Genomic DNA, 20458 nt, shown 5'->3' with positions numbered 1-20458 from the left:
GAGGGTGTGTGTTATGGCATCAGGTGCGCAGCGACGCATAAAATCAATTAGCTATGCTAAGTATGGCTATATGTTTATATTGCCATTTTTTCTTGTTTATTTCTTTTTCCAATTATGGCCGTTGATTAACACCTTTATTTTAAGTTTCCACGGCAACGGTAAATTCGTTGAAGAGTGGGTCGGACTTCAGAATTATAAGGACATTTTATTTGGCGGTTCACGTAAAGTACGAGTTATTCACGAGAGCTTTTTTGAGTGCTTCAAGAATACCCTTATCCTTTGGATAGGTAACTTTATCCCTCAGCTTGCTCTCTCACTTTCACTGGCTGTTTGGTTTACAGAAGCACAGTTAAAGATCCCGGGAAAGGGCTTCTTTAAGGTAGTTATGTATCTTCCAAACATCATCACAGCTGCTTCAGTAGCTGTTCTCTTCCTTCAGCTTTGCGGTCAGTCTGAGACTAACCCGGGTGCTATCAACTATATGTTGTATAAGATGGGCATAGTCACAAAGGATTCCGCTTCGGGTCTGTATGATTCGATTCCGCTTGTTGAAGGTGTATGGCAGTCAAGAATTGTTGTAATGTTTATCCAGACATGGATGTGGTTTGGTAATACAATGATCATGCTCATGTCAGGTATCCAGGGTATCAACCCATCACTGTTTGAAGCTGCAAGTATCGACGGTGCAAGCTCCGGACAGGTATTCAGAAAGATCACACTTCCGCTTCTTACACCTATCATGGCATATACTCTTATCACTTCCATGATCGGTGGTCTTCAGATGTTCGATATTCCTTTCCTTTACACAAAGACAGGAAACGTAAAGGATCATCTCAAGACCATGGCTGTAATGATCTTCCAGTATTTCCATGCACAGGCTGACGAAAATAAGATGGGATACGCAGGTGCTGTATCTGTACTTCTGTTCTTCATAACTCTTATCCTCGGTCTTATCGCATTCTACATGACTCGTGATAAGGATGAGATCGCTAAGAAGAAACAGCGCAAAAAGATCGCTCAGCAGGCAAAAAGGGAAAGTAAGCAGTTCGGAGGTATCAGCATATGAGTGATAACATGAAATCTGTTTATGGAAAGGCAAAGGATAATTACTCATTCAAGATCAAGATGAAGTCAACTATCCTTGTTGTCTGGTTCGTTATACTGACAATCATATGTCTGCTTCCTATCTATATCCTTATTATTAACGCAACACGTACACATACGGATATAGCAAACGGACTCAGCTTCGTAATGGGTAAGAATCTCGGAAACAACTTCCATAAGATATTCTCTGACCCGACATTCAAGCTTTCCTACAATGCATTACACGGATATAAGAACAGCTTGTTCATTACTTGCTGCTCAACATTCCTTACTGTATTCTTCTCAGCTCTAACTGCTTACGGAATACACGTATATGATTTTAAGATCAAGGAGCTTTCTTATTCAGTTATCCTCCTTGTAATGATGGTACCTATGCAGGTAACATCTGCTGGTTTTGTACAGTTCATGTCAGACCTCAAACTGACAAATACATACTGGCCTCTTATCATTCCATCACTTGCAGCTCCTGCGGTTGTATACTTCATGCGTTCTTACATGAAGTCATCATTCCCGCTTGAAATCGTTGAAGCTGCACGTATCGACGGATGCAGCGAGTTCAGAACATTCGTATCTATCGCAATTCCTATGATGAAGCCGGCTATAGCTGTACAGGCTATCTTCGCATTCATCGCAAGCTGGAACAACTTCTATACACCTAACATGATCCTCATCAATGTTAAGCTTGATAAGAAGACACTTCCTATGATGGTATCTGCCCTTCAGTCATCAGATAAGTTCAATGACTACGGCGCTATCTACCTTGCAATTGCGCTTTCTATCATTCCTATCATCGTTGCATATGTTGCACTTTCAAGATTTATCATTGCTGGTGTAGCACTCGGCGGTGTAAAGGAATAATAAAAAATCACAGCACACTTCGGTGTGCTGTTTTTTTATGTACGGACGCTTTTGCGTCCGTTTTTTGTTCTAACCGTACTCCTTACAGCATATTATGAAGTGTAAGGAGATGATTAAAATGAATGGTAGTACAAGCTATGAAGTAATAATAAGCTATATGCCCGAAAAGCTCAGGGAGATGCTGGTGGCATTGCCTCGTGAGAAGCTTTCGGGACTTATGGAAGTACGGCTGCGTGTTGGAAGCGGTGTGTATTTTGTTTACTCGGATAAGACCGCGTATCTTATGAAAAACGGCCAATTGTCGGAGGCGTACAGCGAAAACGTCTGTCCTGTCAGTGTATCAGCTGTAAGAAGTATCGTTGAGCGGCTGTGTCATTTTTCCATACACAGTTGTCATAAACAGCTTGCGGAAGGATACTTTGTACTGGAAGGCGGTGTTCGTGTAGGTTTATCGGGAGCATATTCCTCGGGAACAGAACCTGCGCTCTGCGATTTTACATCGCTCAACTTCCGCATATCCAGAGCAGTTGAGGGCTGTGCTGACGATATTTTCTCACGTTTTTTTGACAAGAGCATAATCATATGCGGCGGAGTAAATTCAGGCAAGACTACAGTATTGCGTGAGCTTTGCCGTCTTACGGGAAATTTCCGCAAGGTCACCATTGTTGACGAGCGTAATGAGATATCCTGCCTTATGAACGGAGCTCCGCAGAATAATGTTGGACTGATGACTGATATACTCAGCAATATCAGCCGTTCTGAGGGCATAATCAATGCGGTGAGGACTCTTTCTCCCGATGTAATATTCTGTGATGAGATAGCTTCGATGGCTGATGCAGAGGCTATCATGTGCGGACTTGCCTGCGGAGTAAAATTTGTGCTGACAGCTCACGGAAAAAGCTTTTCCGATCTTTTAAAACGGCATGAAACTGCCGTTCTCATTGACAGCGGGTATTTCGACGGAGCTGTTTTTCTCGAAGGCGGTCATTCACCTTCCGTGGTACGGGAAGTGAGGAGGCTGGGAAATGCTTATTAGAGTTTTTGCAGTTATAATGGTAATGCTCTGCGGAACATTCTGCGGTATAAACTATTCGGAAATGCTCAAAAAGCGTGTCACATTTTGCAGTGAAGCAGAGAAGATGATGCAGCTCTGCGAGATAATGATAAGGAGCAGCGGCACGGAAGTGTACAAGCTTGTTGACAGGCTGAAAAGTGAAAGCTACACTGTGCTCAGGTTCATAGATGGGCTGCCGGAAAGCTACAGTGCTCATGAAAATTTCAGAGAAAAATGGAGCGCTGCGGTGAGTGAGAGCAGGGATATATGCGATGAGGAAAAACGTGTACTTACGGATTTCGGGAGCTTCCTTGGCTCGACGGATATTAGCGGACAGCTGGACGGGATAGCGATGCAGCTGGAATGTATGCATGGGATATATCAGCAGCGTCTTGCGGAATACCGCCAAAAAGGAAAATTGTACCGAAGTCTTGGAATGCTTGCAGGTCTTACAGTTGGCATTGCAGTGATATGAGGAGGAAGAATGAAAATAGATCTTATATTCAAGATCGCAGGTACAGGCATAATCGTGGCAGTCCTGAATCTTGTTTTGAAACGTGCAGAACGTGAGGAACAGGCGATGATGACGACGCTTGCAGGACTGATAGTAGTCCTTGTTGTGATAGTTGAAGAAATAGGCGACCTTTTTGAAAAGGTCAAGTCAGTTTTCGGGTTATGGTAGGCAGCTGCTTTACAGTGGGAGTATTCTGTGTCTGCGGAGCTCTCCTTGCGGTGCTTTTGAAACAATATTGCTCTGAACAGTCACTGCTGATATCAACTGCGGTATGCACAGCTGTGTTTTTTGCGGCGGTGGTTATGTTAGATGTACCTCTCAATGAGATAAGGGAGATATTCGTGTCGGCAGGAGTTCCCGAGAGCAGCATCTCACTGGTGTTCAAAGCCCTTGGAATATGCTGTATAACGCATATTTCAGCGGAGCTCTGCCGTGACAGCGGAGAAGGAGCAATGGGAGCTGCAGCGGAACTGTGGGGAAGAGCAGCAGTCACAGTGTTGAGCCTGCCCATAATGAAAAACTTTTTGCTGCTTATTGATAAGTTGCTGTAGGTGGAATATGAAAACGATAAAAGTACTGATTATAACTATATTGCTTTTGGTATTTGTCTGCCCACTGAGAGCTTCGGCAGAAGAAACAGGAGCAGAGGTGATAGAAAGATTTGACGAGATCCTTGACGACAGCGAGGCAGGGTATTCATACAGCGAAGTCAGCGGCATCACCTTCGGAAGCCTTGTGGAGAAGCTTCGGGAAAGAGTTCCCGATGGTGGAAGGCAGCCTTTGAAGCTTTTGGGCTCAATTCTGCTGGTGACGGTGCTCTGTGCGCTCGTGAGGAGTACAGGCGGCAGCTTTATAAACAACGCCGACAGCATTTTCAATTCAGTGGGAGCGCTTGCAGCCGTCATGCTGATACTTCCTCATCTTCTGGAGCTGTTCGGGCGCGCAGTCAGAGCTGTCGAGCTGAGCGGAAGCTTCGTTGCAGTTTTCATACCTGTATTTGCAGGAATTACAGCGGCATCAGGCGGACTTGCTGCCGCAGGAGTATATGATATATCGCTGCTTGCGGCATCGGAGCTCATAGTGCAGCTTTCAGCAGGTTATCTTATGCCGATAGTCAGTGCTTCGACTGTATTGTCGGTCACAGGGAGCGTATTCACCAAAAGTGACCTGAGCGGCATAGTACGGCTTATAAAGAAGCTCATAACGTGGGGAATGACTATAGTTATGACACTTTTCACAGGCTTTTTGACACTGAAATGTACCCTTGCAGGCAAGATGGACGGAGCTGCTACAAAGACCGCAAGGCTTGTTATCTCTGGATTTGTGCCTGTTGTTGGCGGAGCTGTTTCAGATGCTTATGCCACTGTCAGGAGCAGCTTTGACATCGTGCGCGGAACAGTAGGCACAGGCGGCTGCATAGCTATAGTGCTCCTGCTGCTGCCGACGGTGGTGCAGATACTTCTTATGCGCGTGGTCATGTGGACGGGAAGTGCCGCGGCGGAGCTTCTGGGTGAAAATAGCATGAAAAAGCTTCTCGGCTCATTGGACAGCGGACTTGCCATCGCTCAGAGCGTACTTGTATGTTACGGAGTGATGTTCGTGCTGTGTACAGGGATCATGATGCGTTCAGCGGGGTGATGATATGTCGGATTTAACAACGACGGTTCGTACAATATGCCTTATGGCAGCCGGTATAGGATTTTTGGAAAATATCACATCGGGTACTAAACTGCGAACCCGGATGGAATTCATTCTGAAGCTGGTATTAGCAGCAGCGATCGCAGCACCTTTTGTCAGCGGCAGCTTTGATCTCTCTGACATAAGCATAAACAGCATCGCGGAAGCCGAGGACTACACCGATATTTATCAGCAGGAGCTTGCCGCGCAGACAGGTCAGAACATCTCCGACGTACTTAGTGCTCAGCTGAAAGCGGCAGGTATCGCCGTTGAAAATATAAGGACTGAGGTTAATATTTCACAGGATCGCAGCATATCAATTAATAAGGTCATTGTTGAAGCAGAAGAGTTTGATGCAGCAGCACGGCTGATCCGTGAAAGTCTCGGACAGGAAACGGAGGTCATAGATGGAAATGGTTGAAAGACTAAGGGCACTGATAAAGGACAGGAAGTGGGCTGTATTTATGACCGTATGCGGAATAGCGGGAATGCTGCTGATAATGCTCTCATCACTGCTGACAGCTGACAAGGAAAGAACTGAAACTATAAAAGAAGAAAAAATCAGCATCACCGATACATCTGATTACTGTCGGGTAACTGAAAAGCGGCTTGAGGAATTTCTGAGCAGTATAGACGGTGCAGGTGATGTGAGAGTGTACCTGACAGTCGGAAGCAGCGAGAGGTATATTTACGCTTCTGAGGGGAGGCTGAGCCGTGGAGAAAGCAAAACGGAGGAGGAGAAGAAATATGTTATCGTAAGCGGAAGCGGAGAGCGCAGTGCCCTTGTGGAAACAGTTGAAGCTCCCGAGATAACGGGAGTTGTCATAGCCAGCAGCGGAAGCGGCAGCGCTTATGTACGCGAACAGCTTTATAGATCAACAGCCGCAGCGCTGGGGATATCCACATCAAAGATATTTGTGACAAAACTCAGATAAAGGAGAAGATATCATGAAGAAACCATCAATAATCATAGGAAAGAAACAGATCATCATGAGCTGCCTGACACTTATGCTGGCGGTAGCTGTATACATAAACTATGCAACCTCGCCCGAGATACCTGTTGATGGCAGGACAGCAGCGGTAAAGAGCGATGATGAGCCTATAAAGTACGGCGAAACTGAATTCGTGAACGCTGAGGCTGCCCCCGAAACAGATGATTACTTTGCTCAGGCGCGTCTTGATAAGATGAATGACCGCGATGCAGCAGTACAGACTCTCCAATCTATAATTGGCGGCGGGGATATAACCGAGGACGAAATGGTGGTGAATGCTCTTGATGCAGTTCAGGTCTCAAAGCTGATCGAGAGCGAAGGTACAATCGAATCTCTCATAAAATCGCAGGGATTTCAGGACTGCGTGGCATATCTTGACGGAGAGACAGCAAAGATCGTAGTGAAGACAGAAGGTCTTGACAAAGCTCAGGCAGCGTCGATCAAGGACATAATTCTCGGAGAAACAGACATCGCCGCAGAAAATATCAGAATTTTTGAAGTGAAATAGTTGAACTGAACGAAAATATTTGGTATAATATAATAGTAAGGCTGTAGACACGGCTTTGATTAAATATTACACTTAAATATTGCCATGGAGGTTCATTATGGAAGTTGACGAGATGAAGCCCGCTGCTGCCAGCAGACTTAAAATATCTGATGATGTAATAATCGCAATAGCCAGACTTGCAGCCCTTGATGTGAAAGGCGTAGCAAAGCTTGGCGGCGAGGTAGGCAAGATGAGCAAGCTCAGAAAGAACGGACCTATCAAGATAAGCATGATGGGCGATGTAGCCGCTATCGACATGAAAATAGTAGTAAAAAGCGGCGAAAAAGCCTGCAATATCGCACAGGAGGTACAGACTGTTGTCAAGGAGAATGTCCAGAATATGACAGGTGTGCCTGTAGCGAGAGTGAATGTAACAGTAAGCGGAGTAGTTTTTGAATGAAACGTTTAAATATGGAAGTAAGAGCATACATAAGGACTGCTCAGAAAAATTAAGGAGAGTATACATGACAAGACGTGAAATAAGAGACAGCGCATTCAAGCTGGTATTCGAGCAGCTTCTGCGCGATGATGATATAAACGAGCTTTACGATATCGCAGAGGAGATCGAGGAGATAACCGTAAACGATGAAGTAAAGAAGATCGTAGAGGGAACGCTTGCACACGCAGAGGAGCTTGACGGGATAATCTCGCGTTACAGCAAATCAAGGAGCATAGCAAGAATATCAAAGCTGAATCTTGCTATACTCCGTATTGCGATGTACGAATCAATATACGATGAGAATACACCTATGAATGCAGCTATCAGCGAAGCTATAAAGCTCTCGATGATGTACACTTATCAGGAGGATACAGCATTCATCAACGGCGTTCTCGGAGCATTCTCACGCGATCATCAGAAAAACGAGGAAAGCAATGCCTGAGTTCCTCGGAGTTGATACAAGCAATTATACCACCTCCGCGGCAGTCTATGTCAGCGAGGAGAATAAGGTATATCAGTCAAAGAAGCTCCTTCCTGTAAAGGAAGGGGAACTTGGACTGCGTCAGAGCGATGCGGTATTTCATCATACCAAGCAGCTGCCCGATATGATAGAGCAGCTTTTTTCTGCTAAAAGTCTGGGCATACCTCAGACAGTAACAGCATCGGCAAGACCGCGTAATATCGAGGGCTCGTATATGCCGTGCTTTTTATGCGGAGAAGGCTTTGCACGTTCATATGCGGCAGTGACAGGAGCAGCACTTTATACCACATCACATCAGGTAGGACATATCCTCGCAGCGCTTTATTCGTCAGGACGGCTTGAACTTGTGAATGAGCGCTTTATCGCATTTCATGTCAGCGGCGGTACAACAGACTGTCTGCTCTGTGAGCCTGACAGCGAAAATGTCCTGAAAATTACCGAAGTCGGTACATCGCTGGACCTTAAAGCAGGACAGGCTGTGGACCGTACAGGGGTGATGCTGGGACTTAGATTCCCGTGTGGATCTGAGCTCGAAAAGCTTGCTGTTAATGCCAACAAGCACTTCAAGGCAAAGCCTGTGCTGAAGGGCGGGAACTGCTGCCTTTCGGGACTGGAGAACAAGTGCGGAAATATGCTGGACAGCGGCGAAAGCCACGAGAATATTGCGAAGTACTGCCTCGACTACATAGCCGAGACTATTATTGCTATGACAGCTCATGCAGTTGAGGAGCATGGTGAGCTCCCGCTTATTTTTGCAGGCGGAGTTATGTCGGACGTTATTATCCGCGACAGGATAATTTCCAGATTTCCCGAAGCTGAGTTCGCAGAGCCGCAGTTTTCGTGCGACAATGCGGCAGGAGTGGCGATATACGGCTATCTTAAAAGTGCAGGAGAGAAGAAATGCCTGTAATAACAGTCACACAGATAAACAGATATATAGGCTCGATACTCAAAAATGACAGGAACATTCAGGGCGTTATGGTTCGCGGTGAGATATCCAACTACGTGAAGCATTACCGCAGCGGACACGTATATTTTATCCTCAAAGACAGCGAAAGCGCAGTCAAGGCGGTGATGTTCGCAAATGCGGCAGCGCGTCTGAAATTCGCTCCCGAGGACGGTATGTCCGTGATAGTTTCGGGCAGTATCGGAGTATATGAGCGCGACGGAGCGTATCAGCTCTATGTAAATGACATTATTCCCGAGGGAGCAGGAGCGGCAGGAGCTGCTCTTGAGCAGCTGAAAAAGAAGCTGCAAAAGGAGGGCATATTTGATACGGCGCATAAGCGTCCGATACCGTCAATGCCACGAAAGATCGGAGCTGTTACCTCTTTCAGCGGTGCGGCAGTGCGCGACATCATAAATGTACTGTCGAGGCGTTATCCGCTGTGTGAGCTGTATGCTGTCAATGCGCAGGTACAGGGCGAAGCGGCTCCTGAGTCCATATGCCGAGGCATACTCAGAGCAGAAGCCGCAGGCTGTGATGTTATCATAGTCGGACGCGGCGGCGGTTCAAGCGAAGACCTCAGCGCATTCAATACAGAAAAAGTGGCATATGCCATATATAACTGCAAGGTACCCGTGATATCGGCTGTTGGACACGAGACCGACTTCACCATAGCCGACCTTGCAGCCGACCTTCGTGCGCCTACGCCGTCAGCAGCAGCGGAGCTTTCAGCTCCCGATATAGCAAGCCTTTATGAGCGCATAGACCTTCTTGAACGCAGAGCAGAGCGCTCGGCGTATGCAGTGCTCGACAAGGCGACGGACAGATTTACAGCTCTCAATGCACGTCTTATAGGACAGTCTCCCGAGAACAGGCTGAAACTCAGCGGCGAGCGTCTTGCTTCCCTTGACAAGCGCTGTGAAACAGCCTTTTTGCGGTACATGGACAAGCTTGAACGTCAGCTCAGTGAAAAGGCGGCGCGTCTTGACAGCCTGAGTCCGCTGAAAGTCCTTTCACGCGGCTATTCGCTGGTATACAGGGACGAGAAGCTGCTCAGTGCGTCTGACAGTCTCGAAAAGGGCGACAGGATACAGATAAGATTCGGCAGCGGCGGTGCAGAAGCCGAGATAACAGATAAATGGTGATAAAATGGAAGAAAAAGTGACCTTTGAAGATAATATGAGCAAGCTGAGTAAAATAGTTACTGAGCTTGAAAAGGGCGATATCCCCCTTGAAAAAGCAGTCGAGCTTTACGGCGAGGGAGTGAAGCTTTCCGCAGCCTGCCGCAGACAGCTTGACGAAGCACAGATAAAGATAACTGAGGACGACGGTTCAGCACCGTCGGAGGAGTGAGAAAATGGCAGATATCAAAGAAAAACTTAATGAATATATAGCTTTTACCGAGGAAAACCTCAAGAAATACAATGCACATTCCGACAGCATGGAGGCTCAGAAAAATCTCATTGATGCAATGAATTATTCACTTGAAGCAGGCGGAAAGAGGATACGTCCCGTGCTGGTGTATGCTTTCTGCAATGCACTCGGCGGCGACTACAGAAAAGCAGAAGCACCTGCTGCGGCAATAGAGATGATACATACCTTTTCGCTTATTCACGATGACCTTCCCGCAATGGATAATGACGACTACCGCCGCGGAAAGCTCTCCTGCCATAAGGCTTACGGCGAGGCAATGGCGATACTTGCAGGCGATGCCCTTTCGGTTCAGCCCTTCGAGATCATTGCCAATGATGGCAGTCTTACTGCTGAGCAGAAAGTGAAGATAATCTCATGTCTTGCGAAGGCAGTGGGCAGAGAAGGCATGATAGGCGGTCAGGTCATAGATATGGAGAACGAGGAGCGCACAGACGTTGACGAAGCTAATCTCCGAAATATGTACCGCCACAAGACAGGTCAGCTCATAGCGGTATCCTGCATGATGGGCTGTATATGTGCGGGAGCAGATGAAGCAAAGATACAGGCAGCCGCTGATTACGGCTTCAAGCTTGGACTTGCGTTCCAGATAATAGATGACATTCTTGATGTTACCAGCACTACTGAGGAGCTCGGCAAGCCTGTGGGCAGCGACGCAGAGGAGAACAAGACTACCTTTGTTACCCTTTACGGAGTCGAAAAGGCTCAGGAAATAGCCAATTCGGTGACAGAAGAAGCACTTGGATGCCTTAAAGTATTCGGGAACGATGCATTTCTTACAGAGCTTACAGAAATGTTGTTGAGAAGAAAGAAATAATATGAAGGAGCTGCGGAGGGTTATCCGCATTTCATAAAAATGAAGGAAAATATAAGTATGAATGACAAGGTCACACTCGAGGAGCTTCAGCTCCCGCAGGACCTTAAAAAGCTTACTATAGCACAGTGTACAGCACTGTGCAAGGAGATAAGGAATATCCTTATCTCCACTGTTTCCAAAAACGGCGGACATCTTGCATCGAATCTCGGTTCAGTTGAGCTGACAATGGCGCTGCACAGGAACTTCAATTCGCCTGAGGACAAGATCGTGTGGGACGTAGGACATCAGGCGTATACACATAAGATACTTACAGGCAGACTTGACAGGTTCTCTACACTTCGTCAGGAGGACGGAATATCAGGCTTCCCCAAGCCCGAGGAGTCAGAGCATGATACGTTCATAAGCGGTCACAGCAGTACATCTGTATCCGTAGCCTGCGGCATAGCTGAAGCAATGAAACTTCAGGGCAGGGACAACTATGCAGTTGCGGTCATCGGTGACGGAGCAATGACCGGCGGTATGTTCTATGAAGCCATGAACAACTGCGGCAGAGATCATAAGAACAATCTTATAGTCATACTCAACGACAATAATATGTCTATTTCCAAGAGCGTAGGCTCACTTTCAAAGTACCTTACAACACTGCGTACTACCGAAAAGTATGTAAATACCAAGCGTGCGGTAGAACGCGGACTGGGAAAGATTCCGATAGTCGGAAACAGCGTTGCAAGAGGTATCAAGAACGTCAAGGACTCGGTTAAATCGAATATTCTTGAACAGAGCACCATGTTTGAGGACATGGGCTTCATTTACCTCGGACCTGTCAACGGACACAGCCTTTCGGAGCTGGAAGAAGTGCTTCATGTTGCCAAGTCATATCACCAGCCCGTGTTTATTCACGTCAAGACCGTGAAGGGCAAGGGCTATGCGCCTGCTGAGCAGAATCCGGGAGAGTATCACGGTATCTCAAAGTTTGACATAGCTACGGGAAATCCCGAGATAGCGCCCGCGGACAGCTATTCCACAGTGTTCGGTAAGGAGCTCGTTCGCCTTGCGGACAAGGACGATAAGATATGTGCCATAACCGCGGCAATGAAGTACGGAACAGGCTTGCAGTTCTTCCACTTCAAGTATCCGAACCGCTTCTTTGACGTGGGAATAGCCGAACAGCACGCCGTGACCTTTGCGGGAGGACTTGCCTCCATGGGAATGATCCCCGTGTTTGCAGTATATTCTACGTTTATACAGCGAGCTTACGACCAGCTCGTACATGATGTGGCAATAGGAAAGCTCCACGTAGTTCTCGGAGTTGACCGCGCAGGAATAGTCGGAGAGGACGGAGAAACTCATCAGGGATTGCTTGATGTGCCGATGCTGACATCTATCCCAAATACTGTAATATATTCGCCGTCATGCTATTCCGAGATGAAGATGTGCATGAAAAGGGCTTTATACGACGAGAAGGGACTTGCTGCAGTAAGATATCCGAGAGGTTCGGAAAAGGTCGATTTCAGCAGCTTCCATCTGACTACGGAGCATCTGTATATCCGTGAGGACGGCAGCGAGACTCTTATAATAACATACGGCAGGCTCTACAACGAAGCCTATAATGCCCAGAAAAAGCTCAGAGATTCGGGGCTGAAGTGTGATATACTGAAGCTTACGAGAATATATCCCCTTGATGACGATCTGGGAAGTGAGATAAGCAAATACAAGTGCATAGTCTTTTTTGAAGAGTCTATGGGCGAGGGAAGTATTTCCGAAAAAGTTGGAGAAATACTGGCAGAGCTCGGTTACAGCGGCGATTACAGCCGAGTAACGGCAGAGGGCTTCGTAAAGCAGGCATCAGTCATGTCATGTCTGGAAAAGCTTGGGCTTACAAGCGAAAAAATGGCAGAGTATATTATCAGCAGGAGTAAAGAAAATGGCAAGGCTTGACAGTGAGCTTGTTTCGAGAGGTATCGCGCGGAGCCGTGAGCGTGCAAAGGAAATGATACGCTCGGGAAGTATAACCGTGAACGGTAAAGCAGCCAAAAAGCCGTCTGACGAGGTTGCGGAAACAGATGTTATCGAATCGGCTGAATCTGAGGTGTACGTAGGCAGGGGCGCACTTAAACTTGAAAAGGCAGCGGAGGAGTTCGGGCTCGATTTTGAAGAGAAGGTATGTCTTGATATAGGAGCTTCCACAGGTGGATTCACCGATCTTATGCTTCAGCGCGGAGCAGCAAGGGTGTATGCTGTTGATGTTGGACACGGACAGCTTGCACAGGCGCTTGCAGCCGATCCGAGAGTAGTAAATATGGAGGGAACTGATATACGTGAGGTCACCGCTGAGGCGATCGGCGGGACTGCCGATTTCATTTCGGTCGATGTATCATTCATCTCCCTTACGAAGATATTGCCAAAGGTATATGAGCTCCTCAGTGATGGAGCATATGCGGCAGTTCTCATAAAGCCGCAGTTTGAGGCAGGACGAAGCGACATAGGAAAGCGCGGAGTGGTAAAGGACAGGAAGGTGCATATTAGAGTGCTCTCCGAGATCGACGCTTTTGCACAGTCAATAGGCTTTGTGACCGAGAAGTATACCTATTCGCCTGTCCGCGGAGGAAGCGGCAATATAGAGTATCTGGTGAAGCTGTGCAAGAGGTCGGGAGAGTCCGCGGAACATGATTTCAGAGAGCTTGCAGACAGCTCGTTCAATAAATTATAAGGAGTACGTATATGAAGGCAGCATTGTACCCGAATTTTCAGAAGCCAAATGCACTCAGCTGTGCCCGTGAAGCCTGCGATGTGCTTGCTGAGAGCGGGATAGATGTAACGGTAAGCGAGATATTCAGGCATGATTTTTCCGACAAGCCGCAGGTAGTATTTGAGGATATAAGAGAATCCGCAAAGACCGCAGATGTAGTTATCGCTATTGGCGGCGACGGCACTATACTGCGCTGTGCGAAGCTGCTCATGGGCAGCGATACAAAGCTTCTCGGCATAAATACGGGAACTCTCGGTTTTATGGCAGGACTTGAAGCCGACCAGCTCGATAAGCTGAGTCTGCTTAAAGACGGTAAGTACGAGATATCGCAGAGAATGACACTGGACGTCGTATACCGCGGCAAGGACGGTGATGTGACTGCCACTGCTCTGAATGAAGTCTCGGCTCGGTCAGGCAGCTTTCACATATGCGATTTTGAAGTCTACTCCGACGAATATCTTGTAGGACGCTATCGTGCGGATGGAGTGCTTTTCAGTACACCGTCGGGCTCGACAGCATATGCACTTTCGGCAGGCGGACCTATTATCGAGCCTGATCTTGAATGTATCGAGATGACGCTGATATGCCCTCATTCACTGTTTTCAAGAGCGACAATGTTTTCGCCGTGCAGGAAACTGTGCATGAAGGATACGACACGGCGTGATGACAGTATGGTGATAAATGTTGACGGAGAGAATTATGTAACTCTCCGCAGCGGCGAGAGCATAGAGATATGCCGCGGAAAGAACAACATCAATTTCATAGATCTTATAGGAAACTCATTCCATGAGTCGTTGTGCAAAAAGATGTGCAAGCCCATAAAATAAGGAATACGGTGGTATCATGAAAAACCGCAGACATGAAGTAATACTTGAAATAATCACGGAGCAGCCTGTTGCAACACAGGAGCTGCTCATAAAGCTCCTTGCAGAGAGGGGCATAAACACGACGCAGGCAACTTTATCCAGGGATATACAGCAGCTGTCTCTGGTGAAGCAGCGTGACGAGAACGGCGTTTACCGCTATTCCATGCCCGCAGCTGCTACCGCAGAGAAATCGCTGTTTGAAGAAGCTGTTATATCGGTGGACTATGCGATGAACACCATAGTGCTGAAATGCCGTGCAGGAATGGCTCAGGGAACGTGTGCAGCCATAGACTCGGTGGAGCATCAGGGAATAGTGGGCACTATAGCAGGTGATGACACCATATTTATATTGGTGCGCAGCGAAGCCGATGCCAAGAAGCTCTCAAAGAAGTTTCGCAGCGAGCTTTTCCAGAGGAGGTAACCTCTCAAAATGTTAAAGGAAATATATATACAGAATCTTGCAGTAATAAAAGAAGCAGTTATACCTCTCAATAACAGGCTGAATATATTCACAGGCGAAACAGGCGCAGGAAAGTCCATACTTATAAACGGCATCAATGCTGTGCTCGGACAGCGCTGCACTAAGGATATAGTGCGTACAGGCTGTGACAAGGCTGTTATAACGGCGCTTTTTACGGAGCTGTCTGCGGAGGTCTGCGAAAAGCTCGACGAACTGGGAATATCACACGACGGTGATGAGATGACAGTCACCCGTGAGATAAGTGCAGACGGCGGAAGTGTGTCAAGGATAAATCACAGGACTGCCTCAGCCGCGCTTCTCAAGGAAATAGGAGCTCTCCTTATCAATATCCACGGACAGCATGATAATCAGATACTCCTTGACAGCGATAAGCATTTGCAGATCCTTGATGATTTCGGCGGAGATGATACCCTGCTCAATGAGTACAGAGTGACCTTCCGTGAGCTCCAGCATACCGCACGTAAGCTTGGTGAGCTGAAAAAGCAGGAGCAGAATCGAATTGAACGCAGCCGATACCTCAGTGAGATAATTGACGATATAGGCGAGCTTGAACTCCGCGAAGGCGAAGATGAAGAACTCGAAAAGGAATACGAAACAGCGAAAAATTCCGAAAAGACTCTTATCGCCATAAAGAATGCTGTCAGTGCGATAACCGGCGAGGAAGCCGCAAATGATATGATAGTGTCGGCGGAAACTGAGATCGCACAGTATACCGATAACAGCACGAAGCTGAGCGAGCTGTATGAGCGGCTGTCGGCTGCGGAGATAGAGCTTGCTGATATTTCCTCGGAGCTGGAAGCCTTTGCGGATAAGGTGGAGCTTGATGGTCAGAGACTTGAATACCTCGGAACGAGACTGGGCAGCATAAATAAGCTGAAGCGTAAGTACGCAACCGACTGTGAAGGTCTGGTAAAGCTGTACGATGATGCCTGCCGAGAAACAATGCAGCTTGAAAGCGCAGGCGGTGAGATAAAGGCGCTTGCGGAAAAGCGTGACGAGCTTCTCCATAAGGTAACGGAGCAGGCAAAGGCACTGTATGAGTACCGCGGACAGGTGGCGGAGCGCTTTACAAAGCGCGTTACAGATGAGCTGGAATTCCTGAATATGGCTGGAGTTATCATAGCAGTCCGCCATGAAAAGGGAAAGCTCACAGTAAACGGCATGGATACTGTGAAGTTCCTCATATCAGCCAACAGGGGTGAAGAACCGAAGCCCATATCGAAAATAGCATCGGGCGGTGAGCTATCGAGGATAATGCTTGCACTGAAGAGCGTTATCGCGGACAAGGACTCGATCCCCACAATGATATTTGACGAGATAGATACAGGCGTAAGCGGTAAGGCTGCGCAGAAAATAGGCATAAAGCTGCGTGAGATAGGCAAGGTGAGACAGGTGATATGCGTTACCCATCTGTCGCAGATAGCTGTAATGGCGGACAATCATCTCCTCATCGAGAAACAGATAGTGAAAGACCGAACAGAAACTCACGTAATGCAGCTGGATATGGAAGGCAGGGTCGCAGAGATAGCGCGTATCATGGGCGGAGAAGACCCAAGCGCACTGATGCTCGACAATGCCCGCGCAGAGATAGCAAAAGCTGCGGAGCTTTAATGGAGGCATTGATTTGAAGATATATTCAACACGACACGGACAGACCTCGTACAATAAACAGGATATCATTTTAGGCATAACCGATATTGAGCTTGATGAAACAGGGGTAAGGCAGGCTCATGAACTTGCGGAGAAGGTGGCTGAGATGGGAAATATTGATCTTATGATCGTATCACCCATGAAACGAGCGATGACGACTGCCCGCGCAGTTGCAGAGCGCTGCGGCATCGAAATGATAACAGATGACAGACTTCGTGAATGGGATTACGGCGAGTATGAGGGTAAGAGCCGATATACTGAGGGATTTGCGGATAATAAGGTGAATTTCGGTGTGCGTATGGGAAGGTGCGGAGAATCTCTTTTGCAGCTCTCACACAGGGTATATACTGCACTTGACGAGATAATATCGAAGTTCAGCGACAAGAACGTACTTATCGTAAGTCATGGCGGTGTGTGCAGAGTAATAGAGACTTACTTCAATGACATGAGTACAGAGAAATTTGCAAACTGGTTCATGGATAACTGCGGACTTATAGAGTATACAGTTGTTTGATCGGAGGAAGATATGAGAATAGGCGTAGATTACTATCCCGAGCAGTGGGACAAGGAAATGTGGCAGAAGGACGCTGATCTTATGGTAAAAACAGGCGTAAAGCTTGTGAGAATGGGCGAATTTGCATGGTCAAGACTTGAACCGCGTGACGGACAGTTTGACTTTGCATGGCTCGATGAAGCCATAAGCATATTTGCACGGCATTCCATAGGCGTGATACTTTGTACTCCCACGAGCTGTCCGCCTTTATGGATGTATGAGACTTATCCTGACATAACTCAGGTAGGACCTGACGGAAAGCGTATCCAGACAGGAATAAGAGCACACAGGTGTCTGAATGCGCCGATGTTCCTGTATTATGCAAAGCGTATCACCGAGCAGCTCGCTCACAGATATGCAAGGACAACGGCTGTAGTGGGCTGGCAGATAGATAACGAGATCGAAGCCTACCCATGTACCTGTGAGGTTTGCCGCGGACTGTTCAGAGACTGGCTGATAGACAAGTATGATAACCTTGAAAATATCAATTCGGCGTTCGGAAACAGCGTTTGGAGCGGTGAATACAGTGATATATCACAAATACAGCCTCCGACAGCCTACCCGAAGGCGTGGCAGAACCCTTCGCTTTGTCTGGAGTACAGCAGATTTGCTTCGGATATGGCTGTGAAGTTCGTCAATGATATGACTATGATAGTGAGGAGACACTATCCAAAGGCAAAGGTAACTACGAACACCTATTTTTCAGAGAATAAGCCTGATTATTATCGTATGTATGAGCTGCTTGACTTTGTTGCGTATGACAATTATCCGCCGATCATGCTCCCCGAAGATGATGACGAGATATACTCACACGCATTTTATCTCGACCTTATGCGCGGTGTAAAGCAGAAGAACTTCTGGGTAATGGAGCAGTTAAGCGGTCCGACGGGCTGCTGGATGCCCATGAGCCCGACTCCGCGTCCGGGACAGATAAAGGGCTATGCATTGCAGGCAATGGCGCACGGAGCCGATACCGTGATACATTTCCGCTGGAGAACAGCCAATAAGGGCGCAGAGATGTACTGGCACGGACTTATCGACCACAGCAATGTTCCGTCCCGTCGTTTTATAGAGTTTGCAGACCTTTGCAGGACGGCAATGAAGCTCACTGCAATAGAGACAACGGAGCTGGTATCGGACATAGCGATACTCTACTCTCCCGACAATGACTGGGCGTTCGGTATACAGCCGCAGACCAGCGGATTTGAGTATTTTGAGCAGCTGAAGCTATTCCATGCTGCATTCACTCGCTATGGAGTAAACGTGGATATAATATCGCCTACGGCTGATCTTACCAAGTACAAGGCGGTAATAGCTCCCGAAATGTACGTGTACGATCAGAATGCGGCTGAAAATATCTACCGTTATGTTATAAAGGGCGGAACAGTTGTTATGACGAACCGCAGCGGTGTAAAAGATGCATTCAACAACTGCATCATGGAGCCGCTGCCAACAGTATACAGAGAGCTTATCGGTGCTGAGATAGTAGAGTATGATCCAATTGGCGATATGGAGCAGACTATCAAGGACTTTGCAGGCAATGAGTTCAGATGTTCCAAGTGGTGTGATATAATGGAGCTTACTACAGCCCGTGCTTATGCGGAATATGAAGACTGCTTCTACAGCGGAAGTCCTGCGGTGACAATGAATCGCTATTGCAGCGGAGTTGCATATTATGTGGGAACTGTGTGCAGCAGGGAGTTCTATGAGAGCTTCGCAGGCAACATAATGAAGCAGACAGGCATACCGCGTCTGAAGGACCTGCCGAAGGGCGTGGAAGTAACGACCCGTACAAATGGTCTTGATGATTATATATTCTTCTTCAATAATTCAGAGCAGGAAGTGGAGATAACGCTTCCGAAGGCGATGTTCAGCATAATCGACGGCGGAGAGCGTGATAATTTCACTTTGAAGCCGTTTGATATGGACGTAGTCAGAAAGTAGGCATAAATGAGGATAGTTTTACAGAGAGTGACCTCTGCAAGTGTTACAGTAGACGGTGAAGTCATCGGCAAGATAGGAACAGGCTTCCTGCTGCTGTTCGGGGTAGGTCACGAAGATACCGAGGAGGATTGCCGCAGACTGGGCGATAAGATATGCGGACTGAGGATATTCTCCGACGAGAATGACAAGATAAATCTTGACCTTGACAGCGTGGGCGGTTCACTGCTTGTTGTTCCGCAGTTCACGCTGTATGCGGACTGCCGCAAGGGAAATCGTCCCAATTTCATACAGGCTGCAAAGCCCGACAAGGCAAATGCGCTGTATGAGTATTTTGTGGAGTATCTCCGCAGCAAGGGCAAGCACGTTGAGACAGGTTCGTTCGGCACTGATATGAAGGTGGAACTGCTCAATGACGGACCTTTTACGGTAATACTGGAGTAGCTGTTAGCTGGTAGCAATTGTTTTGGGAGTGATAATGTGAAGATACAGCTTGATTCTAAACCTTGCAAGGAGTCGCGTGATTTTAAGGAGACGAGTATGCTTTTTGGAGATAAGGAATTAGATATAATCGAACACTTGCAAAAATGTACTAATCCAGAAATTTGTTTTCCAGTTGAATCAAGTGAAGCTATAGAAGTACTTGAGATGATACATTCAAAATATAACTGGAACAAATGGATTGATAGTTCAGGAAAATCAGATCCACCACCAGATTTCTACTCAGATGAATATAGAATGATGATAGATGTTATGCGAGTTAATGATACTGAAAGAAAAGGGAAAAAAGGAAAGTTGCATAATCCTACAATTATGCGAGAACGTAAATTATATAGAGAACTAAAAGATAAAGGTAGTATTAAAAGTTATCCTAAAGCTAAAATTTTTATAAATGCGGATACAGGTTTATCTACGTATGAAGATCATAATTATGTTTTCTATAAAAAAAATTTTGCTCGTGTTATAAATAAACATATAGCGAATATTCCATTATATAAAAAGAATCACCCGAATTATAAGACAATTTTTATTGTATATGATGAATCAACAGGATATCTAAAATTAGAAGAAGATATTTCACCTAAAACTCAGTTTTACGAAGGACAGGAAGTATTATGTTTTCCACACTTGTTTTTTGTAGATAAAGCTTTTTTGGACAGCTTTTATAATAAAGGAATTGATTATTTATTTTGGTTTACGCCATATAAGTTAATTCAAATTAAAAACGAACCATTAGTGCTTCCTCGTCTTACAATATATGATTTATCAAAAACAATTCCTGATACAATAGAGTATGATGAAAATAAAATGGCGAGTTCTGAGGTATAATGTATTGATGGATTATACTTACACTGAAT

The 20458-nt window shown here is 46.6% G+C and carries 25 protein-coding genes; all 25 read left to right on the top strand.

Annotated features, from left to right (window positions below; translation table 11 throughout):
- Nucleotides 1–13: 13 nt before the first annotated feature.
- The 25 genes from K6G33_RS01360 (at nucleotide 14) to K6G33_RS01240 (ending at nucleotide 20429) form a co-directional block, all read left to right on the top strand.
- On the top strand, nucleotides 14–1066 hold the full coding sequence (locus K6G33_RS01360) for a carbohydrate ABC transporter permease (RefSeq protein ID WP_296775413.1): 1053 nt from the start codon (nucleotides 14–16) through the stop codon (nucleotides 1064–1066).
- Entirely contained in the window at nucleotides 1063–1962 is a 900-nt protein-coding gene (locus K6G33_RS01355; protein WP_296775411.1) for a carbohydrate ABC transporter permease, read from the top strand. The genes K6G33_RS01360 and K6G33_RS01355 overlap by 4 nt, the downstream gene beginning before the upstream one ends.
- A 118-nt stretch (nucleotides 1963–2080) precedes the next feature.
- Complete coding sequence (locus K6G33_RS01350; protein ID WP_296775409.1) at nucleotides 2081–2998, top strand: hypothetical protein; 918 nt, start codon at nucleotides 2081–2083, stop codon at nucleotides 2996–2998.
- Complete coding sequence (locus K6G33_RS01345) at nucleotides 2988–3491, top strand: stage III sporulation protein AB (protein ID WP_296775406.1); 504 nt, start codon at nucleotides 2988–2990, stop codon at nucleotides 3489–3491. Before K6G33_RS01350 ends, K6G33_RS01345 begins: the two co-directional genes overlap by 11 nt.
- A gap of 9 nt (nucleotides 3492–3500) precedes the next feature.
- Entirely contained in the window at nucleotides 3501–3698 is a 198-nt protein-coding gene (gene spoIIIAC / locus K6G33_RS01340; RefSeq protein WP_173449440.1) for a stage III sporulation protein AC, read from the top strand.
- A gap of 14 nt (nucleotides 3699–3712) precedes the next feature.
- Nucleotides 3713–4081 (top strand): SpoIIIAC/SpoIIIAD family protein, encoded by a 369-nt coding sequence (locus tag K6G33_RS01335; protein ID WP_296775400.1) that lies wholly within the window; start codon nucleotides 3713–3715, stop codon nucleotides 4079–4081.
- Nucleotides 4082–4088: 7 nt separating this feature from the next.
- Nucleotides 4089–5168, top strand: a complete 1080-nt coding sequence (locus tag K6G33_RS01330) for a hypothetical protein (RefSeq protein WP_296775398.1) — start codon at nucleotides 4089–4091, stop codon at nucleotides 5166–5168.
- A 4-nt stretch (nucleotides 5169–5172) separates the two neighbouring features.
- The gene (locus K6G33_RS01325) at nucleotides 5173–5628 is read left to right on the top strand and encodes a hypothetical protein (protein WP_296775396.1); all 456 of its coding nucleotides are present in this window, start codon (nucleotides 5173–5175) and stop codon (nucleotides 5626–5628) included.
- Complete coding sequence (locus tag K6G33_RS01320) at nucleotides 5615–6142, top strand: hypothetical protein (protein ID WP_296775394.1); 528 nt, start codon at nucleotides 5615–5617, stop codon at nucleotides 6140–6142. The genes K6G33_RS01325 and K6G33_RS01320 overlap by 14 nt, the downstream gene beginning before the upstream one ends.
- A 13-nt stretch (nucleotides 6143–6155) precedes the next feature.
- Nucleotides 6156–6707 carry a SpoIIIAH-like family protein gene (locus K6G33_RS01315; RefSeq protein ID WP_296775391.1) on the top strand — a complete coding sequence of 184 codons (552 nt, stop codon included), beginning with the start codon at nucleotides 6156–6158 and terminating at the stop codon, nucleotides 6705–6707.
- A gap of 97 nt (nucleotides 6708–6804) precedes the next feature.
- Entirely contained in the window at nucleotides 6805–7146 is a 342-nt protein-coding gene (locus tag K6G33_RS01310) for an Asp23/Gls24 family envelope stress response protein (RefSeq protein WP_173449434.1), read from the top strand.
- A 64-nt stretch (nucleotides 7147–7210) separates the two neighbouring features.
- Nucleotides 7211–7627 carry a transcription antitermination factor NusB gene (gene nusB / locus K6G33_RS01305; protein ID WP_296775387.1) on the top strand — a complete coding sequence of 139 codons (417 nt, stop codon included), beginning with the start codon at nucleotides 7211–7213 and terminating at the stop codon, nucleotides 7625–7627.
- Nucleotides 7620–8576, top strand: a complete 957-nt coding sequence (locus tag K6G33_RS01300) for a peptidase M22 (RefSeq protein WP_296775385.1) — start codon at nucleotides 7620–7622, stop codon at nucleotides 8574–8576. Before nusB ends, K6G33_RS01300 begins: the two co-directional genes overlap by 8 nt.
- Complete coding sequence (gene xseA, locus K6G33_RS01295; protein ID WP_296775383.1) at nucleotides 8567–9757, top strand: exodeoxyribonuclease VII large subunit; 1191 nt, start codon at nucleotides 8567–8569, stop codon at nucleotides 9755–9757. Before K6G33_RS01300 ends, xseA begins: the two co-directional genes overlap by 10 nt.
- 4 nt (nucleotides 9758–9761) lie before the next feature.
- The gene (gene xseB / locus K6G33_RS01290; protein ID WP_296775380.1) at nucleotides 9762–9965 is read left to right on the top strand and encodes an exodeoxyribonuclease VII small subunit; all 204 of its coding nucleotides are present in this window, start codon (nucleotides 9762–9764) and stop codon (nucleotides 9963–9965) included.
- 4 nt (nucleotides 9966–9969) lie between these two features.
- Nucleotides 9970–10860, top strand: coding sequence for a polyprenyl synthetase family protein (locus tag K6G33_RS01285; protein WP_296775379.1), 891 nt, complete (start codon nucleotides 9970–9972; stop codon nucleotides 10858–10860).
- 57 nt (nucleotides 10861–10917) lie between these two features.
- The gene (dxs, locus tag K6G33_RS01280) at nucleotides 10918–12798 is read left to right on the top strand and encodes a 1-deoxy-D-xylulose-5-phosphate synthase (protein WP_296775376.1); all 1881 of its coding nucleotides are present in this window, start codon (nucleotides 10918–10920) and stop codon (nucleotides 12796–12798) included.
- Nucleotides 12785–13570, top strand: a complete 786-nt coding sequence (locus K6G33_RS01275; protein WP_296775373.1) for a TlyA family RNA methyltransferase — start codon at nucleotides 12785–12787, stop codon at nucleotides 13568–13570. The genes dxs and K6G33_RS01275 overlap by 14 nt, the downstream gene beginning before the upstream one ends.
- A gap of 11 nt (nucleotides 13571–13581) precedes the next feature.
- On the top strand, nucleotides 13582–14436 hold the full coding sequence (locus K6G33_RS01270) for an NAD(+)/NADH kinase (protein ID WP_296775371.1): 855 nt from the start codon (nucleotides 13582–13584) through the stop codon (nucleotides 14434–14436).
- 16 nt (nucleotides 14437–14452) lie between these two features.
- On the top strand, nucleotides 14453–14896 hold the full coding sequence (argR, locus tag K6G33_RS01265) for an arginine repressor (RefSeq protein WP_296775368.1): 444 nt from the start codon (nucleotides 14453–14455) through the stop codon (nucleotides 14894–14896).
- Between the two features lie 9 nt (nucleotides 14897–14905).
- Entirely contained in the window at nucleotides 14906–16567 is a 1662-nt protein-coding gene (recN, locus tag K6G33_RS01260; protein ID WP_296775365.1) for a DNA repair protein RecN, read from the top strand.
- 13 nt (nucleotides 16568–16580) lie between these two features.
- The gene (locus K6G33_RS01255) at nucleotides 16581–17120 is read left to right on the top strand and encodes a histidine phosphatase family protein (RefSeq protein ID WP_296775363.1); all 540 of its coding nucleotides are present in this window, start codon (nucleotides 16581–16583) and stop codon (nucleotides 17118–17120) included.
- A 12-nt stretch (nucleotides 17121–17132) separates the two neighbouring features.
- Nucleotides 17133–19103, top strand: coding sequence for a beta-galactosidase (locus K6G33_RS01250; protein WP_296775362.1), 1971 nt, complete (start codon nucleotides 17133–17135; stop codon nucleotides 19101–19103).
- A gap of 6 nt (nucleotides 19104–19109) precedes the next feature.
- Nucleotides 19110–19544 (top strand): D-aminoacyl-tRNA deacylase, encoded by a 435-nt coding sequence (dtd, locus tag K6G33_RS01245; protein WP_296775360.1) that lies wholly within the window; start codon nucleotides 19110–19112, stop codon nucleotides 19542–19544.
- 36 nt (nucleotides 19545–19580) lie between these two features.
- On the top strand, nucleotides 19581–20429 hold the full coding sequence (locus K6G33_RS01240; protein WP_296775358.1) for a hypothetical protein: 849 nt from the start codon (nucleotides 19581–19583) through the stop codon (nucleotides 20427–20429).
- Nucleotides 20430–20458: the final 29 nt, after the last annotated feature.

Source organism: Ruminococcus sp., from assembly GCF_024691275.1.
Taxonomy (GTDB): domain Bacteria; phylum Bacillota; class Clostridia; order Oscillospirales; family Ruminococcaceae; genus Ruminococcus.
This window is presented reverse-complemented; position numbering and strand designations above follow the sequence as displayed.

What these genes read in the sequence shown, in the direction of transcription:
- K6G33_RS01360 (WP_296775413.1), top strand. Translation starts at nt 14, where the DNA reads ATGGCATCAGGTGCGCAGCGACGCATAAAATCAATTAGCTATGCTAAG.
- K6G33_RS01355 (WP_296775411.1), top strand. Translation starts at nt 1,063, where the DNA reads ATGAGTGATAACATGAAATCTGTTTATGGAAAGGCAAAGGATAATTAC.
- K6G33_RS01350 (WP_296775409.1), top strand. Translation starts at nt 2,081, where the DNA reads ATGAATGGTAGTACAAGCTATGAAGTAATAATAAGCTATATGCCCGAA.
- K6G33_RS01345 (WP_296775406.1), top strand. Translation starts at nt 2,988, where the DNA reads ATGCTTATTAGAGTTTTTGCAGTTATAATGGTAATGCTCTGCGGAACA.
- spoIIIAC (WP_173449440.1), top strand. Translation starts at nt 3,501, where the DNA reads ATGAAAATAGATCTTATATTCAAGATCGCAGGTACAGGCATAATCGTG.
- K6G33_RS01330 (WP_296775398.1), top strand. Translation starts at nt 4,089, where the DNA reads ATGAAAACGATAAAAGTACTGATTATAACTATATTGCTTTTGGTATTT.
- K6G33_RS01325 (WP_296775396.1), top strand. Translation starts at nt 5,173, where the DNA reads ATGTCGGATTTAACAACGACGGTTCGTACAATATGCCTTATGGCAGCC.
- K6G33_RS01320 (WP_296775394.1), top strand. Translation starts at nt 5,615, where the DNA reads ATGGAAATGGTTGAAAGACTAAGGGCACTGATAAAGGACAGGAAGTGG.
- K6G33_RS01315 (WP_296775391.1), top strand. Translation starts at nt 6,156, where the DNA reads ATGAAGAAACCATCAATAATCATAGGAAAGAAACAGATCATCATGAGC.
- K6G33_RS01310 (WP_173449434.1), top strand. Translation starts at nt 6,805, where the DNA reads ATGGAAGTTGACGAGATGAAGCCCGCTGCTGCCAGCAGACTTAAAATA.
- nusB (WP_296775387.1), top strand. Translation starts at nt 7,211, where the DNA reads ATGACAAGACGTGAAATAAGAGACAGCGCATTCAAGCTGGTATTCGAG.
- K6G33_RS01300 (WP_296775385.1), top strand. Translation starts at nt 7,620, where the DNA reads ATGCCTGAGTTCCTCGGAGTTGATACAAGCAATTATACCACCTCCGCG.
- xseA (WP_296775383.1), top strand. Translation starts at nt 8,567, where the DNA reads ATGCCTGTAATAACAGTCACACAGATAAACAGATATATAGGCTCGATA.
- xseB (WP_296775380.1), top strand. Translation starts at nt 9,762, where the DNA reads ATGGAAGAAAAAGTGACCTTTGAAGATAATATGAGCAAGCTGAGTAAA.
- K6G33_RS01285 (WP_296775379.1), top strand. Translation starts at nt 9,970, where the DNA reads ATGGCAGATATCAAAGAAAAACTTAATGAATATATAGCTTTTACCGAG.
- dxs (WP_296775376.1), top strand. Translation starts at nt 10,918, where the DNA reads ATGAATGACAAGGTCACACTCGAGGAGCTTCAGCTCCCGCAGGACCTT.
- K6G33_RS01275 (WP_296775373.1), top strand. Translation starts at nt 12,785, where the DNA reads ATGGCAAGGCTTGACAGTGAGCTTGTTTCGAGAGGTATCGCGCGGAGC.
- K6G33_RS01270 (WP_296775371.1), top strand. Translation starts at nt 13,582, where the DNA reads ATGAAGGCAGCATTGTACCCGAATTTTCAGAAGCCAAATGCACTCAGC.
- argR (WP_296775368.1), top strand. Translation starts at nt 14,453, where the DNA reads ATGAAAAACCGCAGACATGAAGTAATACTTGAAATAATCACGGAGCAG.
- recN (WP_296775365.1), top strand. Translation starts at nt 14,906, where the DNA reads ATGTTAAAGGAAATATATATACAGAATCTTGCAGTAATAAAAGAAGCA.
- K6G33_RS01250 (WP_296775362.1), top strand. Translation starts at nt 17,133, where the DNA reads ATGAGAATAGGCGTAGATTACTATCCCGAGCAGTGGGACAAGGAAATG.
- dtd (WP_296775360.1), top strand. Translation starts at nt 19,110, where the DNA reads ATGAGGATAGTTTTACAGAGAGTGACCTCTGCAAGTGTTACAGTAGAC.